This is a genomic window from Amycolatopsis samaneae (assembly GCF_039541975.1).
Classification (GTDB): Bacteria; Actinomycetota; Actinomycetes; order Mycobacteriales; family Pseudonocardiaceae; genus Amycolatopsis; species Amycolatopsis samaneae.
In genome coordinates, this window is the sequence record NZ_BAABHG010000008.1 from 291,598 (window position 1) to 312,565 (window position 20,968).

General features: G+C 71.7%; 20 protein-coding genes. 12 read left to right on the plus strand and 8 right to left on the minus strand.

What is annotated here, in order from left to right:
- Positions 1–166: 166 nt before the first annotated feature.
- From ABD987_RS22695 to ABD987_RS22710, 4 genes are read left to right on the plus strand one after another with little or no spacing between them, the layout of a single operon-like run.
- Positions 167–883, plus strand: coding sequence for a hypothetical protein (locus ABD987_RS22695; protein ID WP_345396999.1), 717 nt, complete (start codon positions 167–169; stop codon positions 881–883).
- Positions 880–2,463, plus strand: a complete 1,584-nt coding sequence (locus ABD987_RS22700; protein WP_345397002.1) for a DNA polymerase Y family protein — start codon at positions 880–882, stop codon at positions 2,461–2,463. Before ABD987_RS22695 ends, ABD987_RS22700 begins: the two co-directional genes overlap by 4 nt.
- Positions 2,464–2,465: 2 nt before the next feature.
- A complete protein-coding gene (locus ABD987_RS22705; protein WP_345397005.1) occupies positions 2,466–2,612 on the plus strand; it encodes a hypothetical protein in 147 nt (48 codons plus the stop codon).
- Positions 2,613–2,615: 3 nt separating this feature from the next.
- Positions 2,616–5,945 (plus strand): error-prone DNA polymerase, encoded by a 3,330-nt coding sequence (locus ABD987_RS22710; protein WP_345397008.1) that lies wholly within the window; start codon positions 2,616–2,618, stop codon positions 5,943–5,945.
- An 83-nt stretch (positions 5,946–6,028) separates the two neighbouring features.
- On the opposite strand, the gene ABD987_RS22715 is transcribed toward ABD987_RS22710, so the two are convergent.
- Positions 6,029–6,829, minus strand: a complete 801-nt coding sequence (locus ABD987_RS22715; RefSeq protein WP_345397011.1) for an SDR family oxidoreductase — start codon at positions 6,827–6,829, stop codon at positions 6,029–6,031.
- 125 nt (positions 6,830–6,954) lie between these two features.
- Between ABD987_RS22715 and ABD987_RS22720 the strand changes: the two genes are divergently transcribed.
- Both ABD987_RS22720 and ABD987_RS22725 read left to right on the plus strand, forming a co-directional pair.
- Positions 6,955–7,338 (plus strand): winged helix-turn-helix transcriptional regulator, encoded by a 384-nt coding sequence (locus ABD987_RS22720; RefSeq protein ID WP_345397014.1) that lies wholly within the window; start codon positions 6,955–6,957, stop codon positions 7,336–7,338.
- A gap of 79 nt (positions 7,339–7,417) precedes the next feature.
- Positions 7,418–8,008 (plus strand): pentapeptide repeat-containing protein, encoded by a 591-nt coding sequence (locus ABD987_RS22725; protein WP_345397017.1) that lies wholly within the window; start codon positions 7,418–7,420, stop codon positions 8,006–8,008.
- Positions 8,009–8,063: 55 nt separating this feature from the next.
- On the opposite strand, the gene ABD987_RS22730 is transcribed toward ABD987_RS22725, so the two are convergent.
- Positions 8,064–10,811 carry a glycohydrolase toxin TNT-related protein gene (locus ABD987_RS22730; protein ID WP_345397020.1) on the minus strand — a complete coding sequence of 916 codons (2,748 nt, stop codon included), beginning with the start codon at positions 10,809–10,811 and terminating at the stop codon, positions 8,064–8,066.
- A gap of 187 nt (positions 10,812–10,998) precedes the next feature.
- Here ABD987_RS22730 and ABD987_RS22735 point away from each other — a divergent pair, with 187 nt between their 5' ends.
- Positions 10,999–11,853 (plus strand): bifunctional methylenetetrahydrofolate dehydrogenase/methenyltetrahydrofolate cyclohydrolase, encoded by an 855-nt coding sequence (locus ABD987_RS22735; protein ID WP_345397023.1) that lies wholly within the window; start codon positions 10,999–11,001, stop codon positions 11,851–11,853.
- Positions 11,853–12,161 carry a DUF3017 domain-containing protein gene (locus tag ABD987_RS22740; protein WP_345397026.1) on the plus strand — a complete coding sequence of 103 codons (309 nt, stop codon included), beginning with the start codon at positions 11,853–11,855 and terminating at the stop codon, positions 12,159–12,161. Before ABD987_RS22735 ends, ABD987_RS22740 begins: the two co-directional genes overlap by 1 nt.
- 294 nt (positions 12,162–12,455) lie before the next feature.
- Here the strand turns inward: ABD987_RS22740 and ABD987_RS22745 are convergent, their stop codons facing one another.
- The gene (locus ABD987_RS22745) at positions 12,456–13,631 is read right to left on the minus strand and encodes an MFS transporter (protein ID WP_345397029.1); all 1,176 of its coding nucleotides are present in this window, start codon (positions 13,629–13,631) and stop codon (positions 12,456–12,458) included.
- Between the two features lie 188 nt (positions 13,632–13,819).
- Entirely contained in the window at positions 13,820–14,149 is a 330-nt protein-coding gene (locus ABD987_RS22750; protein ID WP_345397032.1) for an ArsR/SmtB family transcription factor, read from the minus strand.
- Positions 14,150–14,281: 132 nt separating this feature from the next.
- Between ABD987_RS22750 and ABD987_RS22755 the strand changes: the two genes are divergently transcribed.
- Positions 14,282–15,493, plus strand: a complete 1,212-nt coding sequence (locus tag ABD987_RS22755) for an MFS transporter (protein WP_345397035.1) — start codon at positions 14,282–14,284, stop codon at positions 15,491–15,493.
- A 6-nt stretch (positions 15,494–15,499) separates the two neighbouring features.
- On the opposite strand, the gene ABD987_RS22760 is transcribed toward ABD987_RS22755, so the two are convergent.
- Positions 15,500–15,688 (minus strand): DUF1918 domain-containing protein, encoded by a 189-nt coding sequence (locus ABD987_RS22760; protein WP_345397038.1) that lies wholly within the window; start codon positions 15,686–15,688, stop codon positions 15,500–15,502.
- A 425-nt stretch (positions 15,689–16,113) separates the two neighbouring features.
- Between ABD987_RS22760 and ABD987_RS22765 the strand changes: the two genes are divergently transcribed.
- Genes ABD987_RS22765 through htpG form a run of 3 tightly spaced genes read left to right on the plus strand, consistent with a single transcriptional unit; the run spans position 16,114 to position 18,996 of the window.
- Entirely contained in the window at positions 16,114–16,389 is a 276-nt protein-coding gene (locus tag ABD987_RS22765) for a TrmH family RNA methyltransferase (protein ID WP_345397041.1), read from the plus strand.
- A 13-nt stretch (positions 16,390–16,402) separates the two neighbouring features.
- The gene (locus ABD987_RS22770; protein WP_345397044.1) at positions 16,403–17,056 is read left to right on the plus strand and encodes a spermine/spermidine synthase domain-containing protein; all 654 of its coding nucleotides are present in this window, start codon (positions 16,403–16,405) and stop codon (positions 17,054–17,056) included.
- 29 nt (positions 17,057–17,085) lie between these two features.
- The gene (gene htpG / locus ABD987_RS22775) at positions 17,086–18,996 is read left to right on the plus strand and encodes a molecular chaperone HtpG (RefSeq protein ID WP_345397047.1); all 1,911 of its coding nucleotides are present in this window, start codon (positions 17,086–17,088) and stop codon (positions 18,994–18,996) included.
- A 59-nt stretch (positions 18,997–19,055) separates the two neighbouring features.
- Here htpG and ABD987_RS22780 read toward each other — a convergent pair whose 3' ends face one another.
- The 3 genes from ABD987_RS22780 to ABD987_RS22790 are packed head-to-tail and all read right to left on the minus strand — an operon-like array spanning position 19,056 to position 20,947.
- The gene (locus ABD987_RS22780) at positions 19,056–19,631 is read right to left on the minus strand and encodes an HhH-GPD-type base excision DNA repair protein (RefSeq protein WP_345397050.1); all 576 of its coding nucleotides are present in this window, start codon (positions 19,629–19,631) and stop codon (positions 19,056–19,058) included.
- A 39-nt stretch (positions 19,632–19,670) separates the two neighbouring features.
- Complete coding sequence (locus tag ABD987_RS22785) at positions 19,671–20,168, minus strand: hypothetical protein (RefSeq protein WP_345397052.1); 498 nt, start codon at positions 20,166–20,168, stop codon at positions 19,671–19,673.
- A 5-nt stretch (positions 20,169–20,173) separates the two neighbouring features.
- On the minus strand, positions 20,174–20,947 hold the full coding sequence (locus ABD987_RS22790) for a helix-turn-helix transcriptional regulator (RefSeq protein WP_345397054.1): 774 nt from the start codon (positions 20,945–20,947) through the stop codon (positions 20,174–20,176).
- Positions 20,948–20,968: the final 21 nt, after the last annotated feature.

The window sequence follows — 20,968 nt, forward strand, 5'->3', positions numbered from 1 at the left end:
GACAACCGGGGCGGATCCGGGTTGACTGAACATGTCGAACAGATGTTCGATGCTTTGGAAGAGTGCAACACCGAGTGAAGCCGCCTTCCCCGCGGCGCTCCGTTGCCCTCCGCCACGTTTCCGGGCGTGGCGGGCGGGCGCGTGTCCGCAGTGGGGAGGTGCAGCAGTGACGGCCGTGGTGGAAACGCCGGTCGCGCCCGTGGCGCGGCTCGCGGCGCTGCCAGGGGTGAGCACGGCCAGCCGTGCGCAGGCGAGAACGCCGGGAAGGGTGCTCCCGGTCTTGCCCGCCTTGGCCGGTCTCCTCCCCGCCACAGGGCTCCGGCGCGGGAGCACCGTGGCAGTGCACGGATCGACCTCGCTGCTGCTCGCCCTGCTCGCCGGGGCCACCGCCGCCGGGTCGTGGGCGGCGGTGGTCGGCGTGCCTTCACTCGGGCTGGCCGCGGCGGACGAGCTCGGGGTGGACCTGTCCCGCCTCGCGCTGGTCCCCCGGCCGGGCACGGAACTCGCCGCGGTGGTGGCGGCCCTGCTCGACGGGGTCGACCTCGTCGCGGTCAACGGGACCGTGGTGCCGCCCGCGGTGGCGCGGCGGCTGTCCGCGCGGGCCCGGCACCGGGGTGCGGTGCTGCTCTCCCTCGGCCCCTGGCCGGGCGCCGAGGTGGAGCTCTCGAGCAGCCGTGACCGCTGGCAGGGGCTGGCTCGCGGTCACGGCTCCTTACGGGCGCGGCGGATGTCGGTGCGGGTGCGTGGCCGGGGCGCGGCCACCCGCCCGGCATCGGCGGAGCTGCTGCTGCCGGGGCCGGGAGGCGCCGTCGTCGGTGCGGACACGGCGGCGTCCCCGGCCCCCGTCACGCAGCCGGTGGCGTGCGAGGAGGCCACCGGATGACCGGCCCGCTGCCCGCCCGGATGCTGGTGCTGTGGTGCCCCGACTGGCCGGCGGTCGCCGCGGCCGCCACCGCAGGGGTGCCGCTGGTGCGGCCGGTCGCGGTGTTCTCGGCCAACCGGGTCGTCGCCTGCTCCGCGGTGGCGCGGGGGCGTGGGGTGCGCCGGGGAATGCGGCGGCGCGAGGCGCAGTCCCGCTGCCCGGACCTTGCCGTGTTCACCGCGGACGACGGACGCGACGCCCGGCTCTTCGAGACCGTGGCGCGCGCGGTCGAGGAGCTGGTGGTCGGCGTCGAGGTGGTGCGGCCCGGTGTCGTCGCGGTCCCGGTGTCCGGGGCGGCCGGTTACTTCGGCGGTGAGCACCGGCTCGTCGAGACGCTGGTCGACAAGGTGGCCGCGGACGCGGGCGTGGAGTGCCAGGTCGGTGTTTCCGAAGGGCTCTTCGCCGCCACCCTCGCCGCCCGGTACGGCGAGCTGGTCGAACCCGGCGAAGGCGCGGAGTTCCTGGCGCCGCTGCCCATCCGGGAGCTGGACCAGCCCGGCACCGAGCGCGCCGGTCTGGCCGACCTGCTCGGCAGGCTCGGCCTCCGGACACTCGGCGCCTTCGCCGGGCTCGCCGAGCGGGACGTGGCCTCGCGGTTCGGCCTCGACGGGGTGCTCGCGCACCGGCTGGCCAGGGGGCGGTCCGAACGCCCGCCGCTGCGCCGCGCGTCGCCGGAGGACCTGGCGGTGGCGGAGATCTTCGACCCGCCGCTCGACCGGATCGACGTCGCCGCGTTCCGGGCCAAGGGGCTCGGCGCGAAGTTCCACGCCCGCCTCGCCGACCGCGGGTTCGCCTGCACCCGGCTCGGCGTCTACGCCGTCACCGAGGAAGGCGAACAGCTCGGCCGGGTGTGGCGCTGCGCCGAACCGCTGACGCCGCACGGCGTCGCCGACCGGGTGCGCTGGCAGTTCGAGAGCTGGCTGCGCGCCGCGCCGGGAGAGCGTCCGACGGCGGGCGTGGCACGGCTGCGGCTGGAGCCGGAGGAACTCGTCGAAGGGCGCTCCCTGCAACTCGGGCTGTGGCGGGGCCGGTCCGGGGGCACCGGGCTGGAAGAGGACGACGTCGTCGCCACCGAGCGGGCGGGCCGGGCCTTCGCCAGGGTGCAGGGCCTGCTCGGCCCGGAGGGCGTGCTCACCGCCGGCCTCGGCGGCGGCTTCGGCCCGGCCGAACGGGCCAGGAAGGTGCCATGGGGAGACCGGCACGAGCCGGGCCCGGCGGAGGAGGCGCGGTGGCGGGGCAGGCTGCCCTCGCCGTCCCCGGCGACGGTGCTGGAACGCCCGTTGCCCGCTCAGGTCTTCGACGCCGAAGGGAATCCGGTGGGCGTCACCGCGCGGCGTCGGGTCACCGCGCCACCGCACCGGATCAGCCTGGGCGGGGAGGACCGGGACATCCTCGGCTGGGCCGCGTGGTACGCGGGCGATCGCCGGGCGCGGGTCCCGCTGCTGCTCGCCGGCGGCCGGGACGAGAACGAAGAAGCGGTGCTGGCGCTGTGTGTCGGCACCGAGAATCCCGTGTGGACAGTGGAAGGGATGTACGACTGAGCATGGACGAGGAATACCGGCGGAGCGTGCGGGACTGGCTGCGGGCGGAGCCGGGGACACCGGCGCGGTGGCAGGCATGGGAACTCCCCGAGGAGGCCGCGCCGTCGTTGCCGATCCCGGTGCCCCGGGTCTCGCCGGAGAACCGGTGACCCGTGGGCTGGAACAACCCGCCCGTGCCCTGGAAGGACCTCGCCGGCGCGCTTTCCGGGGACACCACCGTCGACGGCGCGGCCGGGCGCGGGGAAAACCGGCGGCGGCCCCAGGATCCGCCGCCCCTGCGCGGGGCCGAGGACGGGGGCAGCGGGGTCCGGGTCCCGTACGCCGAGCTGCACTGCCATTCCAACTTCAGCTTCCTCGACGGCGCGAGCCATCCCGAGGAACTGGTGGAGGAGGCCGCCCGGCTCGGCCTGGACGCGATCGCGCTCACCGACCACGACGGCATGTACGGGGTGGTGCGCTTCTCCGAGGCGGCCAAGGAACTCGGCATGGCCACGGTGTACGGATCGGAGCTGAGCATCGGGCTTTCCGGGCCACAGAACGGGATCGCCGACCCCGATGGCGAGCATCTCCTGCTGCTGGCCAGGGGGACCGACGGCTACCGCAGCCTGTGCCGGGCGATCACCGCCGGCCAGCTCCACGGGCACGACGACGCGAAGCTGCCCCCGGAACTCCGTGCGGAGAAAGGAAAACCGGTCTACCGGCTGGAGACGGTCGCCGAAGAGGTCGCCGGGAACTGCGTCGTGCTCACCGGCTGCCGCAAGGGATCGGTCCGCGCGGCACTGGAAACCGAGGGCCCGGCCGCGGCGGCGGAGCGACTCGCCCGCCTCGTCGACCTCTTCGGCCGGGACAGCGTCTACGTCGAACTGACCGATCACGGGCTCCCGCTGGACAGTGAGCACAACGATCTGCTCTGGCGGATGGCGGCGGAGTTCGGCCTGCCGACGGTGGCCACCACCGCGGCGCACTACCCCTGGCCGGAACGCGGAAAGCTGGCCACCGCGCTCGCGGCGATCCGGGCCAGGCGCGGTATCGAGGAGATGGCGGGCTGGCTTCCCCCGGACACCACGGCGTTCCTGCGTTCCGGCGCGGAAATGGCGGAGATCTTCGCACGCTACCCCGGCGCGGTGCAACGCTCCGCGTTGCTGGGCAAGGAATGCGCCTTCGCCCTCGAACTGCTCGCGCCGAAGCTGCCCCCGTTCGACGTCCCGGCGGGGCACAACGAAACGACCTACCTGCGGGATCGGGTGGCCGCCGGGGCGGAGGAGTACTACGAGGGAAAGGCCCACCAGGAAAAGGCGTACGACCAGATCGAGCACGAGCTGAAGATCATCGAGGAAAGGGAGTTCCCCGGGTACTTCCTGATCGTCTACGACATCGTGCGGTTCTGCCGGGAAAACGACATCTTCTGCCAGGGCAGGGGATCGGCGGCGAACTCGGCGGTCTGCTACGCGCTGGGGATCACCAAGGTCGACTCGGTCGACAACGGCCTGCTCTTCGAACGCTTCCTGGCCCCAGACCGGGACGGCTACCCGGACATCGACATCGACATCGAGTCCGACCGGCGTGAGGAGGTCATCCAGTACGTCTACCGGAAATACGGCCGGTTGCGCACCGCGCAGGTCGCGAACGTGATCACCTACCGCGCGCGTTCGGCGGTGCGGGACGCCGCGCGCGCACTCGGGTACGCGCCGGGGCAGCAGGACGCCTGGAGCAAGCAGATCGACCGCTGGGGACCGTTGCACGACACCGAATCCGACCACGACCACGACATCCCGGAGGAGGTCGTCCAGCTCGCCTGCGCGCTCGAAGACTTCCCCCGGCATCTGGGCATCCACTCCGGCGGCATGGTGATCTGCGACGAACCGGTGAGCCAGGTGTGCCCGATCGAATGGGCGCGGATGGAGAACCGCAGCGTGCTGCAGTGGGAAAAGGACGACTGCGCCGTCGCGGGACTGGTCAAGTTCGACCTGCTCGGCCTCGGCATGCTTTCGGCACTGCACTACATGCAGGAAATGGTCCGGGACCACAAGGGCAGGGACATCGACCTCGCGCAGCTGGATCTCAAGGACAAGCGCGTCTACGAGATGCTCCAGCGCGCCGACGCGATCGGCGTGTTCCAGGTGGAAAGCCGGGCCCAGCTGGCCACCCTGCCCCGCCTGAAGCCGGAAAACTTCTACGAACTCGCCGTAGAGGTCGCCCTGATCCGGCCGGGGCCGATCCAGGGCGGCTCGGTCCATCCCTACATCCGCCGCAAGACCGGCAAGGAGAAGTGGGAGCACGACCACCCACTGCTGGCCAACGCGCTGAACAAGACGAAGGGCGTCCCGCTGTTCCAGGAACAGATGATGCAGATCGCCCTGGACGCCGCGGGCTTCACCGCGGCCGAGGCCGACCAGCTGCGGCACGCCATGGGCGCCAAACGATCCGAGAAGAAGATGGAACGGCTGCGGCGGCGGTTCCTCGACGGCGCGACCGCGAAGGGCGTCGGACTCGAACTCGCCGAGAAGATCTTCCTGAAACTCAAGGCGTTCTCGAACTTCGGCTTCCCGGAAAGCCACGCGCTGAGCTTCGCGCATCTGGTGTTTTCCAGCGCCTACTTCAAGTTCTACCATCCGGACGCGTTCTGCGCCGGCCTGCTGCGCGCGCAGCCCATGGGGTTCTACTCGCCGCAGTCGCTCGTGGCCGACGCGCGGCGGCACGGGGTCACCGTGCACGGACCGGACATCAACCTCAGCCTGTCCGGTGCGACGCTGGAACCGTTGCCGGAAGGGGGAGATCTCCACGCCGTCCGTACCGGCCTCGGCACCGTCCGCACGATCGGCGAGGAACTGGCCAAGGCGATCGTGGCCGAACGCGCGGACGCCGGCCCCTTCACCAGCATGTCCGACCTCGCGCGCCGCGTGCGGCTGACCCGGCCACAGGTCGAGGCGCTGGCCACGGCCGGGGCGTTCGCCTGCTTCGGTCTCGAACGCCGCGAGGCGCTCTGGGCGGCGGGCGCGGCGGCCGAGGACAGGCCGGAGAAGCTCCCCGGCACCTCGACCGGCGTGCACGCCCCGACCCTTCCCGGAATGTCCGAAATGGACACCGCAGCCGCCGATGTCTGGGCGACGGGACTGTCCCCGGACAGCTTCCCGATCCAGTTCGTCCGCGAACGGCTCGACGAGCTCGGCGTGCTTTCGGCCGCGCGGCTGGCGAACCAGGCGCACGGCAGTCACGTCCTCGTCGGCGGCGCGGTGACCCACCGCCAGCGGCCCCCGACCGCGGGCGGGGTCACCTTTCTCAACCTCGAGGACGAGACCGGCATGGTCAACATCGTCTGTACCCGCCACGTCTGGCAGCGCTACCACCGGGTCGCCCGGTCCAGTGCCGCGCTGCTGGTGCACGGCATGGTGGAGAAGGTCGACGGGGTGATCAACGTGCTCGCCGAGCGGTTCGAGCCGCTGCCGACGCGGATCCCGTCGAAGTCCCGGGACTTCCGCTGAGCGTTTCCCCGGGCCGGAGAAGGCCGGGAACCATTACCTGTCAGGCAATCGCCCCCGGTCTCCGGCGCCGGATGGCCCCCGTCTCATGCCGTGGGCTTCGCCAGTGCGACGCTCACCCCGCCGAGCTGCTGCTCCAGCACGTTGTAGCCGCCGTCGACGCGGATGATCTGCCCCGTCGCCGCGCCGAAGCCGTCGTCGGCCACCAGCGCGATCGTGCGGGCGAGGTCCTCGGGCGTGAGCAGCCTGCCGAACACCGAGCGCTCCCGCAGGTACTGCCGGACGCCGTCGGTGAAGACGTCCGCGGTCGCGTCGGTGTCCACGGCGCCGGGGGCGACGGTGTTCACCGTGACGCCGTACTGGGCGGCGTCGGCGGCGACGTGCCGGCTGAAGGTGTTGAGCGCCGCCTTCGCGGTGGAATGCGCGGCGAGCCTGCCCACCACGTCCGCGGCGGTGCTCGACACGTACACGATCCGCCCGGACCGCTGCTCCCGCATGATCGCCAGCACACGCTGGGTCAGGAAGTACACGCCGGCCAGCTCGCTGTTGACCTTCGCGGCGAAGGTTTCCCACGGCAGCGAAAGGAGCGGCTCCAGCGGCGGCTGCGCGGTGTTGGCGTTGCACACCAGCGCGTCGACGCGACCGCGGGCGGTGGTGACCCGGTCGATCATCGCCGCGACCTGCTCCTCCTCCCGCACGTCCGCCTGGATCGCCTCCGCGCTTCCGCCCGTCGCTTCGATCGACTTGACGACACCGTCGGCGGCCTCGGCGTTGCTGTGGTAGTTGACGATCACGTGGTACCCGCGCTGCCCGAGCTCCCGGGCCGTCGCCGCGCCGACCCCGCGGCTCGCCCCACTGACCACGGCGACCGGTACTGACTGGTTCATGGATTCCTCCCTCGTGCCAAGGAAATCCGGCGGTTTTCACCGGCGGGGTCCAGGCAACCAGATAAGCTTACTTTTTGTAAGGGCATACCTCCAGGTAAGCTCGGGACCGGCAGGAAGGCGCGCAGATGGGCAAGGGTCCGGCCACACCCGTGGGTGACGTGTTCAACAGCGTGTGTCCCGGACGCATGATCGTCGAGAACCTCACCGGCCGGTGGGTGACGCTCATCCTCGCCGCGCTGGGGGACGGTCCGCGAAGGTTCTACGAGCTCCGCGACAAGATCGACGGCATCAGCGAAAAGGTGCTGGCGCAGAAACTCCGGACGCTGGTTCGCGACGGCCTCGTCGAACGCACCGTCGAGCCGTCCACGCCGCCGAAGGTGAGCTACGCGCTCACCGACCTCGGGCACGGGGTGCTGCGGCCGCTCGGCGCGCTCGTGCGGTGGATCGAGGACAACGGGAGCGCCGTGCTCGCCGCGCAGGAGCGGCACGACCGGGCCCGCACCGGCTGACGCGGCCTCGTGAGCCGCTGTGGCACCCGAGGTGCGCAAGGCCTGACCGCGCCGGAGCCGGGTGTGTCATCCTTGCCGGGTGACCACCGAAACCGCCGAGGACTACCGCGAGGCCGTGCTTTCCGGACAGTGGTGGGAAAAACGCCACTTCACCGGATGCGATTTCACCGAGGCGGACCTGCGGGGCCTGCGGACGAGGGGCTGCACCTTCGACCAGTGTGACTTCTCCGGCGCGGATCTCGGCGGCTCCCGGCACGACGCGTCGGCCTTCCGCTCGTGCGTGTTCGACAGGACGGCGCTCGGCGAGAGCAGGTGGAGTTCCTGCTCGCTGCTCGGTTCGTCCTTTGTGGACTGTGGGTTCACCGGGATCGCGCTGACCGAATGCGATCTGTCGCTGGCTTCGCTGACCAGGGCCCGGCTGCGCAGGCTCGGCCTGTCCGGGCTGCGGCTGCGCGAGGTCAACCTCGCCGACACCGATCTCACCGGCGCGGACCTGCGCGGCGCCGACCTGACCGGCGCGCGGCTGGGCGGCACGAAGCTGTCCGGCGCGGATCTGCGCGGGGCGGTCCTGGACGCCAACGGGCTCGTCCAGGCCGATCTCGCCGGTGCCTACGTCGACGCCGAGACGGCGGTCGCCTACGCCGCCGCGCACGGCCTGATCGTCAAGTAGGGCAAAGAAAAACGGGGCACGCGAGAACTCGCGTGCCCCGTTTTCGCCTGGCTGGTCAGTCCACCGGGGGTTCGCCGGGGTCGAGCTCGATCAGGTCACCCTCGGCGAGCAGTTCCTCGATGGACGCGGGCAGCAGGTACGCCGAGCCGCCGCCGGGCTGGTTGAACCACGGGATGGCGACACCGGCGAGCGTCTCCAGCGGACGCTGCACGCGGTACACGTGGTACGGGCGGTTGACCCACTCGGGCACGAGCGAACGCTCCTCGAACGGCGTGCCCGCGGCGTAGGTCAGATTGCCGCTCGGCCCGCCGAACCGGTCCAGCTCGCTGCCCGCGGGCAGCTCCCGCAGCTCCTTGCCGCGGAACAACGTCAGCGGCGGCTCCCCGGACATCGGCACGATCGGCCACTGCTGGTTCCCGCCGCCTCCGCCACCGCCGGACGCGGGAGCGCCCTGCGCGGCCCGCACGGGTGCCTCGCGGCGCGGCGCGGGCGGCGGGGGCACCGGGACGACCGTCGTCGGTGCCGCCACGGGCGGTTCCCGGCGCGGCGGCGCGGGCGGTGGCGGCGGAGTCACCTGGCCGCTCAGCGCGGGAACCGGCGGCGCCGGGGGCGCCTGCGGGCCACGCGCGGGCGGCGCCTGCTCGTCGAGCGGGTCGTCGCCGAGCAGTTCCTCGGCCGTGGTGAACGCCGTCTGCTCCTGCGCGGGAATCGCCTCACGGGGCGGGACCGGCTCGCGCGGCGGGACGGACTCCCGCACCGGGGCGGGCTCACGCGGCGGGATCGGGTGCGCGCCGGTCGCGATCTCCGGCGAGAGCGTCGCCAGCACCGGGGGCGCCGGGGCGTCCGCCGGATCCGGCCGCGCGGGCTCCGGCTCGGCGGGCGGCGGCGGGGCGGCCACGTGACCGTGCGGGTTGAGCAGGACCTTGCCCAGCATGAACGCGGCCGCGTCCTCGGCGTCCCCGAAGACCGCCGGGTTGCTCAGCTCGCCGTCGTACCAGCCGACCCGCCAGCCCTCGTCGACCTGTTCGACACTCCAGCCGAGGTCGGCGGGCGCGCCCAGCCGGTAGCCCTCCGCCGGGACGCCGAGGTCGTCCAGCTTGTCCTGGAGATCCGCGAGCGCGGGCTCGGGATGACGGTCCTCGCGCCGCGGTTCCTCGCGCAGCGCCCGGCGCGGACCGGACGGCTGTTCGCGCTGCGCCGGGGCCGGGGGAGCGGGCGGCGGGTCCTGGTGCGGTTCCGGCTCGGCCACCGGCAGCGCGCCGGGCACCGGCGGCACCCCGGGGATGCCGGGCTCGGTCGCGATCATGGTCGGCGGGCCGGGGTCGTACGGCTCCGGCTCATAGGCCTCGGACTCGTACTGCTCGGCCTGGTACTGCTGCTCGGGCTCGTACGGCTCGGGCTCCTCGTGCGCGGCCACCGGGGATTCCGCGGGCACCTGCTGGACCGGCCCGGTGTCCCCGTCCTCGTGGGCAGGGGCGGGCGAGTACTCCTCGGTCTCGTCGAGGTCCGGGTGGTGACCCGGCTCGGGCGAGGTGCCGTTGCTCTCGGCGCCGTGTGCCGCGTGCGCGACCGGCTCCGCCTGCTCCTCGTGCCCCGGCTCGTCGGCGAACCGGTCGTCGAACTCGTCGTGCCGGTACGCGTCGTCTTCTTCGTAGCGCTGCTCGGCGTAGTCCCCGGTGGGCTCGTCGTGCGCGGGCTCCGCGTACTGGTGCTGCTCGAAGGACTCTTCGAACGGCGGCTCGGCCTGCGGTGCGGCGGCGGGCTCGGCGGGCGGCGCGTGCACGGCGAGCGGGCTGTCGACGACCGGCGCGGGCGGCTCACCGGGCGGCGGGCCGTCCGGCGAGGGCGGGGCCGGGGGCGCGAACGCCTGCGGGGCCACCGGCGGAGGCGGCGGCGCGGCCTGCGGGGGCGGTCCGCCGGGACGCTGCTGCGGCGGCTGGTTGCCCCGGGTCAGGTACCCGCCCGCGGCCTGCAGCGTCGCGTCGTCGACCGGCGGCAGTGCGAAGCCGACGGACCGGACGTGCTCGATCAGGTCCGGTTCCGGCGAGACACCGTAGGTGCGCAGGTAGAAGTTGACCGCCGCGGGCCAGATCCACTGCCCGTCGCTGTGGAACGCGACCGGGACCGTGGCCTCCGGGGTCTGCGCGAGCCGGTCGATGTCGTAGCCGCGCTCGGTGACCACCAGCGGCGCGTGGTCGAGGTACTCCAGCAGCCGGTCCTGCTCCTCCACCTCGAGTTCGGGGCGGTTGAGCACCGGGCGGCCCGCCGGGCCGATCGTGTCGAAGATGCGGGCGATGCGGAAGTGCGGGCCGGGCTGCTCGGGGCCGAGGCCCGACATCCGGCGGATCAGCCAGTCCGGCACGTTTTCCTCGGACCGCGGGAACATCCGCAGCTCGTCGGAGTAGGCCTGCGGCGGCGGCGCGAGACCCCATTGCGGTTCGTCGCGGTTGTATTCGAGGTTGTAACTGGACGGGTGATCGAGCTGGTAGCGCGCGTTGAACCAGGTGCCACGGCCGTCGCGGTACATCCCGGCACGCAGGCGCCCGAACAGCGTCGCGATGTCGTGGGTGGCGACCCACTCCTGCGCGGTGCCGTCCTCGGTGATGATCTCCCCGGTCAGCTCGTGGTACCTGCCGACAGCCCGGTACTCGGCGGTCACCTTGCGCCAATCGCGCGGGGCGGCGCGGAGCAGGGCGAGGCCGATCTGCTTGACCAGGGTGTCCTGCTCCGTCGCGTTCAACTGCGTCGTCGGTTGTGCCACGGGGACATTTTGACTGCTTGGGCGCGCGCGTGCACCCCGCATGTGGGTTTTGCCGCCCTCCGCCAACCCGACACGCCCGCTGACCTCGGTGGATGCGGAGTGGCCTACATCACGTCATGATCGCGCCCGGGTGAACGTGGTGTCCGCGTCACGATACGGGAGAGTCCCGCCGAAAGCCGGGAGCGACGCGCGGGGACACCCCCGGGAGCGCTTTGCCAGAATGATGCCCATGACGGCCAAGGTTCTCGACGGTAAGGCCACCAAGGACGCCATCTTCGCGGAGCTGCGCCCGCGGGTGGCGGCGCTCGCCGCGCGGGGGGTGACCCCCGGGCTGGGCACGGTGCTGGTCGGCGACGATCCCGGCTCCCACGCGTACGTGAAGATGAAGCACGCCGACAGCGCGAAGATCGGCGTCAACTCGATCCGCCGTGACCTGCCCGGCGACGTCACCCAGGACAAGCTCGAAGCCGTCATCGACGAGCTCAACGCGGACCCGGCGTGCCACGGCTACATCGTCCAGCTGCCGCTGCCGAAGCACCTCGATCCCGGCCGCGTGCTCGACCGGATCGCCCCGGCCAAGGACGCCGACGGCCTCGCCCCGGTCAGCCTCGGCCGCCTCGTGCTCGGCGAGCAGGGCGCCCTGCCGTGTACCCCGTACGGGATCATCGAGCTGCTCCGGCGGCACGACGTGCCGATCGCCGGCGCGCAGGTCACCGTCATCGGCCGCGGCATCACCGTCGGCCGCACCCTCGGCCTCCTGCTCACCCGGCGCAGCGAGAACGCCACGGTGACGCTCTGCCACACCGGCACCCGCGACCTCGCCGCCGAGGTCCGCCGCGCGGACATCGTCATCGCCGCCGCGGGCGTGCCGGGGATCATCACCCCGGACATGGTCAAGCCCGGCGCCGCCGTGCTCGACGTCGGCGTCTCCCACGTCGAGGGCAAGCTCACCGGCGACGTCGCCCCCGGCGTCGCCGAGGTGGCGGGCTGGCTGTCGCCCAATCCCGGCGGTGTCGGCCCGATGACCAGGGCGATGCTGGTCAGCAACGTGGTCGAGGCCGCGGAACGTACGGTCGCGGGCTGATGACCGTGGCCGGACACCGGAGCGACCGCCGCGCGCTGCGGGAGCAGTTGCCGTTCGCGCTGGTCCTGCTCGTCGTCGCGGTCGCCGCGCTGCGGATCTTCCAGTACCACTGGCGGGAGGGCGCGGTGCTCATCGGCGGCGCGCTCCTGCTCGCCGGGCTGCTCCGCGCGATCCTGCCCGCGCCGAAGGCGGGGCTGCTGGCCATCCGCGGCAAGCCCGTCGACGTCCTTACCTACACCGCGCTGTCGGTGCTCATCCTCTTCGTCGCGTTCACGATCGTCGGCGGCCCCTTCGGCGGCTCTTCTTAGCGTCCGCGCGGCGCCTCGACGTTGTGGCCGTCGCCGTGCCGAAGGACGCCTTCAGTGCGCTCAACGCACCGAGGGACGCCTTCGGTCATCCGGCGCCAATGCCGGGCCTCAGGCGGTGGCACCCAAGGCTCCAGCAGAGTCCACCTCAAGTCCGTGAATGCCACATTGAGGGACTCAGAGTCCCTCAATGTGGCATTCACGGACCACGGCGTACTTCCGGGGTAGGGCACCCGAGTTCCGCGCGGCGCTTCCCAGCCTTCATGCGCCCCAATGTGGCGTTCGGGAGCCGCCGGGTCAGGAGGCCATCGCGGGGGCGGCGGCGCGGGACTCGCGGCGGTCGAGACCGCCGGACACCGCCGCCAGCGACAGGCCGAGGACCGCCAGCAGCGCGCCGACCCAGTTCGGGGCGACCAGGCCGAGACCGCCCGCGATCACCAGCCCGCCCAGGTAGGCCCCGATCGAGTTGGCGATGTTGAACGCCGACTGCACCGCCGCCGACACCAGCGACGGCGTCCCGCCCGCCTTCTCCATGATCCGCGCCTGCATCATCGGGCCGATCATGAACCCGGCGACGCCGACGAAGAAGATCGTGATCGCGGCGCCGACCTTGCCCTGCGCGGTCACCGTGAAGATCCCCAGCACCGAGGCCAGCGCGAGCAGCGCGACATACAGACTCGGCATCAGCGCGCGGTCGGCGAGCCGCCCGCCCAGCAGGTTGCCGATCGTCATCCCGACCCCGGCGAGCGCGAGCAGCACCGTGACGTTCGACGGCGAGTAGCCGGCCACGTCGGTCAGCATCGGCGCGATGTAGGACAGGCACGCGAACACGCCGCCGAGCCCGAACATGACGATCGCCAGCGCCAGCCACACCTGCGGGCGGCGGAACGCGCCGAGCTCGTTGCGCAGCGACGGCTCGGCCGGGCGGCCCTGGTGCGGCACGAGCTTCGCGATCGCGGCGATCGCGACCAGGCCGATCACCGCGACGACGCCGAACGTCGCCCGCCAGCCGACCCGCTGGCCGAGCAGGGTGCCCAGCGGCACACCGATGACGTTGGCCAGCGTCAGCCCGAGGAACATCATCGACACCGCCTTGGCGCGCTGGCCGTTCTTGGCCAGGCTCGACGCGACCACCGCGCCCGCGCCGAAGAACGCGCCGTGCGGCAGGCCGGCGAGGAAGCGGAAGGCCACCCCGAACTCCTGGTTCGGTGCCAGCGCGAACAGCGCGTTGCCCAGGGTGAACAGGCCCATCATGGCCAGTAGCATCGTTTTGCGCGGCAGCCGGACGGCGGCCGCGGTGAGCAGGGGCGCGCCGATCACGACGCCGAGCGCGTAGCCGGTGATCAGGTAGCCGGCGGTCGGGATGGACACGCCGAAGTCGGCTGCGGTCTGGGGCAGCACACCCATCATGACGAACTCGGTTGTCCCGATGCCGAAGGCACCGATGGCGAGCGCGAGCAGCGCGACGGGCACGGCTCTCCTTCCGGGTAAACGATTTCTCAGACCAGGCTTCGCCACGGTGTCTGAATCGATTTAGTAGGCTGGCAAAAAGGAAGACAGCCTCTGCGGCTCCGGCGCCGCCTCGCTGTCCTTCGCCTAGTTCAACCGACGCGGGGTGCCTTTGTCATCCCGGTTTCGCGTGAGCCCGCCCACGTGCCGAGTCAGGCGTTGTGGGGCGCCGCCAGCACCGCGTCGAGCAGCCCGGGGAAGACGACGTCAAGATCGTTGCGCCGCAACGAGTTGTAGCGCGTCGTGCCGTCCTGGCGGCTGGCGAGGACGCCTGCCTGGCGCAGGATGCCCAGGTGGTGGGTCAGTGTGGACTTCGTCACGGGGACGTCGAACGCGCCGCACGCGACCTCACCTTCGGTGTTCGCGACCTGGCGGACGATCGCCAGGCGGACCGGGTCGGCCAGCGCGCGGAGCAGGGCCTCGATGGTCAGTTCGCCGCGATCGGGGTGGACGATCGGCGTGAGGGGGACGGCGCTGTTCACGCTCCCATAGTACGACAGCCGTCGAAATTGTCGGTGCCGCGTAGTACGGTGATCTTCGTATTACGACAGCCATCGAACAACGTGGTTCGGCCACCGCTGTCGGTCACCGCTCTCTGTTGGGGGATCCACCTCATGACCACCGTCTCCGCGGCAGCACCGCCGGGATCACCGGCGAAGCAGGCGCGCACGTCCGTGCTGGCGCTCGGCACGTTCGCCGTCGGCACCAGTGGCTACGTCGTCGCCGGGCTGCTCCCGGCGCTGACCACGCAGCTGCACGTCTCGGCCGCCACCGCGGCCCAGCTGGTCACCGCCTTCGCCGTCGCGTACGCGATCGGCTCGCCGTTGTTCGCCGCGCTCACCGGGCGCTGGGAGCGGCGTGCCGTGCTGGTCGGCGCGCTCGTCGTCACCGCGGCGGGCAACGCGATGGCCGCCCTCGCGCCGGAGTACTACACCCTGCTGGCGGCAAGGGTCGTCACCGCGATCGGGGCCGCCGTGTTCACCCCGGCGGCCAGCGCGGTCGCCGCCGAGCTCACCGCGCCGGAGCGGCGCGGCCGCGCGGTGGCGCTCGTGTTCGGCGGCCTCACCGTCGCCACCATCCTCGGTGTGCCGCTGGGCAGCCTGCTGTCCCAGCGCCTCGGGTACGAGATGGTGTTCGCGCTGGTCGCGGCGTTCTCGCTGGCCGGGGCGGTCGCGGTCCGGCTCGCCCTGCCCAAGGTCGCGCCCCCGCCGCCGGTCCGTTTCGCCGAGCGGTTCTCCGTCGCCAGGGACACCCGCGTCCTCGCGATGCTGGTGACCACGGTGCTCGCCTGCCTCGCGGCGTTCACCGTGTACACGTTCATTTCACAGGTGCTGGCCACCACCGCCGGGCTGCACGGCACGGCCGTCACGGTGCTGCTGTTCTGCTATGGCATCGGCGGCGCGATCGGAAACTTCGCCGGTGGCCGCGTCACCGACCGCTGGGGCGCGCGGCGGCCACTGCTCGTGGTGGTGGCCGGGCTCACCGTGGTGCTGGCCGTGCTGCCGGTGGTCGCGAGCACGGCCGTCGGCGCCGGGATCGTCATGTTCCTGTGGGGCCTGTGCACCTGGTCGTTCAACCCGCCGGTGCAACATCGCCTGATCGAGCTTTCGCCGGTCCACGCGGGCCTGGCGCTCTCGCTCAACGCGTCGGCGATCTATCTCGGCGTCGGGCTGTCCGGTGTCCTCGGCGGCGTGGTGCTGGACGTCGGCGGCCCGCTGCTGCTGCCCGAGGTCGCCGCGGTGCTGACCGCGCTGGCCGCCGCGGTCGTGCTGGTGGGCTGGCGCGCCCGTACCGCCACCCGGAAGGAGGTGGCGGTATCGAGCTGACGCCGGTTATCCGGTATGCGCCTGTACCTGGCAGTCGGGGCCGGGGTACACCAGTGCTTCGTGCCCGTCGCTGAACCGGACCACGTACGGCGGTTCGCCGTTCTCGCCCCGCACCTCGAGGATCTCGCCACGCTGTTCGGCGGATCCCACGGTGCGGCCGTGGACCTGGATCTCGTCTCCTACCATCGCGTGCATGGGGCTTCACCTCCGCGTGTACCAGGTTAAGAGGGGGCGTGGAGTCCGTACAGGCCCGAAGGGTCGCCTGGCCGGTTAGAGTGGCTCCATGACAGCGAAACAGCTTGGAGGCGTCGAGCCTCGACGCCGGTGAGCCCGTCGATCCGGGTCCGACTCTGCTGATGCGCTCTCGGCGGGAAAGAGTGCCTCGCGCGTGAAAGGAACTGCGGAAGTCCCGGCGGACACGAGCCCATTCCTGCTGGGGACATCTGGTCGCGGCGCCGCTCTGGCCGTTGCACGGCGCGAACCTCGGCAGCCTGCTCCGCACGTGCGACGCCGTCGGCGCCTGCCTCGCGGTACCACGGTTTCCGTGGGTCCCGGAGGCACTGCGCCGCGGCACTGCGCCGTGACAAGACGTCCTGCGCCGTCCGGCCTGTGTGCACTGGGTGCACGATCCGCCCGGCTGGCTGGCGCGGGAGCGCGCGGCGGGCACTCGCGTGGTCGGCGTCGAGCTGGCCGAGGAGGCGGTGCGGCTCGCCGACCTGCCCGCCGCCAGGGGCCGCACCATCGCGGTGCTCGGGCACGAGCAGCCGGGCATCCCGCCCGAGGCGCTGGACCTGCTCGACACCGTGGTCGAGATCCCGATGGCGGGCACCGGCGCCAGCCTGAACGTCGCGGTGGCCGGGAGTCTGGTGCTGTACAAGCTCACCGGGCTGCTGTGAGAAGGTGCGGTTCGTGGCGGAAGTGGTCGATGTGGTTTCCGGCCGCGGCGGGGAACTGGTGCTGCGGCGCGACGGGGACGAGTTCGAGGTCATCGCGAACGGGGTGTTCCTCATGGACACCCGCAACGGCGAGTCGGAGCGGCTTCTGGTGACCGGTGCCGCGGACCGGCTGGGGCCGGGCGCGCGGATCCTCATCGGTGGCCTCGGCGTCGGGTTCTCGCTGCGGGCGGCCCTCGATCACCCGAACGTGGGAGAGGTCGTCGTGGTGGAGCGGGAGCCCGCGGTGCTCGCCTGGAACCGGGAGGGTCCCCTGCGGGCGGTGCACGGCGACGCGCTCGCCGACGTCAGGGTCACCGTCGTCGAGGCGGATCTCGTCGCCTGGCTCCGGGAAACCGGCGAAACCTTCGACGCGCTGTGCCTGGACATCGACAACGGTCCTGAATGGACGGTCACGGACGGGAACGCGGCGTTGTACGGCGACTCCGGCGTGGACGGGCTGGCCGAGCGGCTGCGGCCCGGCGGCGTGCTCGCGGTGTGGAGCGCCGGCACGGCGCCGTCGTTCACCGAGCGGCTACGGTCGCGCTTCCCCGACGTCCGGGTGACCGAGGTACCGGTCCCGCGCGGCGAACCGGACGTGGTCTGGTTCGCTAAGATGTCGGGCCGGTAATACCTGGTTAGTGCTGGGAGGGGACGTAGGTGACGACGTCGGCGGAGACGCTGGAGTTCCAGTCGGAAGCGCGGCAGCTGCTGCGGCTGATGATCCACTCGATCTACTCGAACAAGGACACGTTCCTGCGGGAGCTGGTGTCCAACGCCTCGGACGCGCTGGACAAGCTCCGGCTGGAGGCGTTCCGTGACAAGGACCTGCAGGCCGACACCGACGACCTGCACATCACGCTCGAAACCGATCAGGAACAGCGCACGCTCACCGTGCGCGACAACGGCATCGGGATGTCGCGCGAAGACGTGGTGAACCTGATCGGCACGATCGCGAAGTCCGGCACCGCCGAGTTCCTCGCCAAGCTCAAGGAGGCAAAGGACTCGGCCGCCTCGGGCGACCTGATCGGCCAGTTCGGCATCGGCTTCTACTCCAGCTTCATGGTGGCTGACAAGGTCACGCTGGTGACCCGGCGGGCCGGGGCCGACGAGGGCGTCCGGTGGGAGTCCGAGGGCGAGGGCACCTACACGATCGAGCCGGTGGCCGACGCCCCGCAGGGCACCGCGGTGACCCTGCACCTGAAGCCGGTCGACGTCGAGGACCACCTCTTCGACTACACCTCGGCGGCGAAGCTGCGGGAGATCGTCAAGAAGTACTCGGACTTCATCACCTGGCCGATCCGGATGGCGGGCGAGCCCGCCGAGGGCGAGGAGAGCGCCGAGCCCGCGGTGGAAACGCTGAACTCGATGAAGGCGCTCTGGGCCCGCCCGTCCTCGGACGTGAGCGAGGACGAGTACCACGAGTTCTACAAGCACGTCAGCCACGACTGGCAGGACCCGCTGGAGACGATCCGGCTACAGGCCGAGGGCACGTTCGAGTACCAGGCGCTGCTGTTCCTGCCCTCGCGCGCGCCGATGGACCTGTTCATGCGGGAGCGCAAGCGCGGCGTGCAGCTCTACGTCAAGCGCGTGTTCATCATGGACGACTGCGAAGCGCTGATGCCGGAGTACCTGCGCTTCGTCAAGGGTGTCGTGGACGCGCAGGACCTCTCGCTCAACGTCTCGCGCGAGATCCTGCAGCAGGACCGCCAGATCCAGCTCATCCGGCGGCGTCTGGTCAAGAAGGTCCTCTCCACGGTCAAGACCATGATGTCGGCCGAGCCGGAGAAGTACGCGACGTTCTGGCAGGAGTTCGGCCGTGCGCTCAAGGAGGGGCTGCTCGACGACACCGAGAACCGCACCGCCATCCTCGACATCTGCTCGTTCGCTTCGACGCACGACGCGGAGAAGCCGACCACGCTGCGTGAGTACGTCGAGCGGATGAAGGACGGCCAGGAGCACATCTACTACCTCACCGGCGAGTCGCGGCAGGCCATCGAGAACTCGCCGCACCTGGAAGCCTTCCGCGCCAAGGGGTTCGAGGTGCTGATCCTGACCGACCCGATCGACGAGATGTGGGTCGACGCCGTCTCCGGGTTCGAGGAGAAGCAGTTCCAGTCGGTCGCCAAGGGGCAGGTCGACCTGGACGCCGACGACGACGAGTCGAAGACCGCCGAGCGCGAGCAGCGGCAGAAGGACTTCGCCGATCTGCTCACCTGGATGTCCTCGGCGCTGGAGGACAGCGTCAAGGAGGTGCGGCTGTCCTCGCGGCTCACCACCTCGGCGGCCTGCATCGTCGGTGACAGCTACGACATGACGCCGACGCTGGAGAAGATGTACCGGGCGATGGGCCAGGAGCTGCCGCCGGTCAAGCGGATCCTCGAACTCAACCCCGAGCACCCGCTGGTGGCCGGCCTGCGCACCGCGCACGAGGCGCGACCGGACGACGCCGGGCTCAAGGAGACCGCGGAGCTGGTCTACGGGATGGCGCTGCTGGCCGAGGGCGGCGAGCTGGCCGATCCCGCGCGGTTCGTCACCCTGCTGTCCCAGCGGCTGCAGAACGCGCTGTGACCTGATCCCGCGTCCCGCCGCTGTCCACAGTGGACACCGGCGGGACGTGGGAACCGGCGTTATTTCGCGGCGGCGGCCGCCTTGGCGGCCTTCTTGAAGGCGCGGACCTCGGCGAGCGTTTCGGGGCTGGTGACGTCGGCGATGGAGCGGTGCGACCCCTCGTCGCCGTACGCCCCGGCCGCCTCGCGCCAGCCTTCGGGCTGGACGCCGCGCTGCTTGCCCAGCAGGGCGAGGAAGATCCGGGCCTTCTGGTCGCCGTAACCGGGCAGGGCCTTGAGCCGCTTGAGGACTTCCTTGCCGTCGGGCTTGCCCTGTTTCCAGATCCGGTCGGTCTTGCCGTCGTAGTGCTCGACGACGTGCTGCGCGAGCGCGTGCACGCGGCGGCCCATCGAGCCGCCGTAGCGGTGGATCGCCGGGGGCGTCACGCAGAGCTCCACGAACTCGTCGAGGTCGGATTCGGCGATCTTGCGGACGTCGAACCCGTCCATGCGCTCGGCGATCTTCTTCGGGCCGATGAACGCGACCTCCATCGCGATCTGCTGGTCGAGCAGCATCCCGGTCAGCAGGGCGAACGGGTCCTTCGACAGCAGGGCGTCGGCTTCCTTGTCGCCGGTCAGGTGCAGTGCGCGTGCCATGGGCACAGCATCTCACGAGCCGGGCCGCGACGCTTTCGCTCACATCCGGTGGTACCGGTGCTCGAACTCCAGCGATTCCCGGAGCCACTCCTCGTCCGGCGGCGTTTCGGTCTCCAGGTACTCCAGCAGCTCGTCACGGTCGGGGTGCGCGCTGTTCCGGATGAACTCGAGCGTTCCGGCCAGCCCGGCGATGAACAGCACGCTCGTGTTCATGCCGAGTGAGGTGTCCATGTTCGTGTTCTTGGCGTCCCAGATCGCCCAGACGTCTTCGACCTGCCCGCACTTGTGGAGCAGCAGCGCGGCGAGGCGCAGGCTTTCGCTGATCCCCCACGAGGCCGCGTGCCAGCGGGTTTCCTCGGCGAGGAGGAACCGGAGGAATTCGGCGTCGGTGGCACGGTGATCGGCGGCGAGCCTTTCGAGCACCTCGGCCCGCACGTCCGCGTGGTGATCGCCGGGGCCGTCTTCGGATTCGTCGCGGAGATAGGCGAGGCCGGTCCAGCGGGTCGGATCGGCACGCCACCAGTCGAGGTCGGGCATGCCGCTCATCCTGCCGCGAAACGGCCGGGTGTCGTGCCGAGATAACGCTTGAAGTGCCGGGTCAGGTGGGCCTGGTCGACGAACCCGGCTCGCACGGCGGCCTCCGCGGCCGGTGTGCCCGCCAGCAACAGGCGGCGGGCCCGGTCGACGCGGCGGCCGGTCAGGTAGCGGTGCGGGGGCAGGCCGAACCGGCGGCCGAAGGCGCGGACGAGGTGCGCCGGGTGCGCACCGAGGGTGCCCGCGGCCTCCCGCAGGGTCAGCGCATCGGGCAGGCGCGCGTCCAGCAGGTCGCGGAGGTCGTCGGCGACGCCACGGGCGGGTGGGGCGCCGGTCGCCGGGTGGCCCAGGTGATCGCGCAGCCGGTCGGCGACCAGGACGAGCCTGCTTTCGGCTTCGAGTGTGTCCGCCGGGGCCGCCAGCGTCTCGTGCAGCCGGTGGACGCGATCCCGCAGCAGCGGGTCGGCGATGCTCGGGTGGTCGACCGCGGCGCCGGTCAGGTCCTCGCCCAGCACCGAAGTGTCCAGGTACAGCACGCGTTTGCGGAAGCCGTGACTTGTCGCGGCCCGCCCGTCGTGGGCGACGTTCGGCGGCAGCAGCGTCACCGCCGTGCCGAGCGCGCCGTGGTGGTGACGGTCCAGGTCGTAGCGGATCGCGCCGTCGTCGACGATCAGCAGCGCCCAGGTGTCGTGGGTGTGCGGCGGGTAGGCGTGGTCGACGAAGCGGGCGTGGAAGACCTCGGCGATGCCCGGCACCGGTGGCCGCCATGCGGAGATCCCCATGTGCAAAACGTACAAGACGCC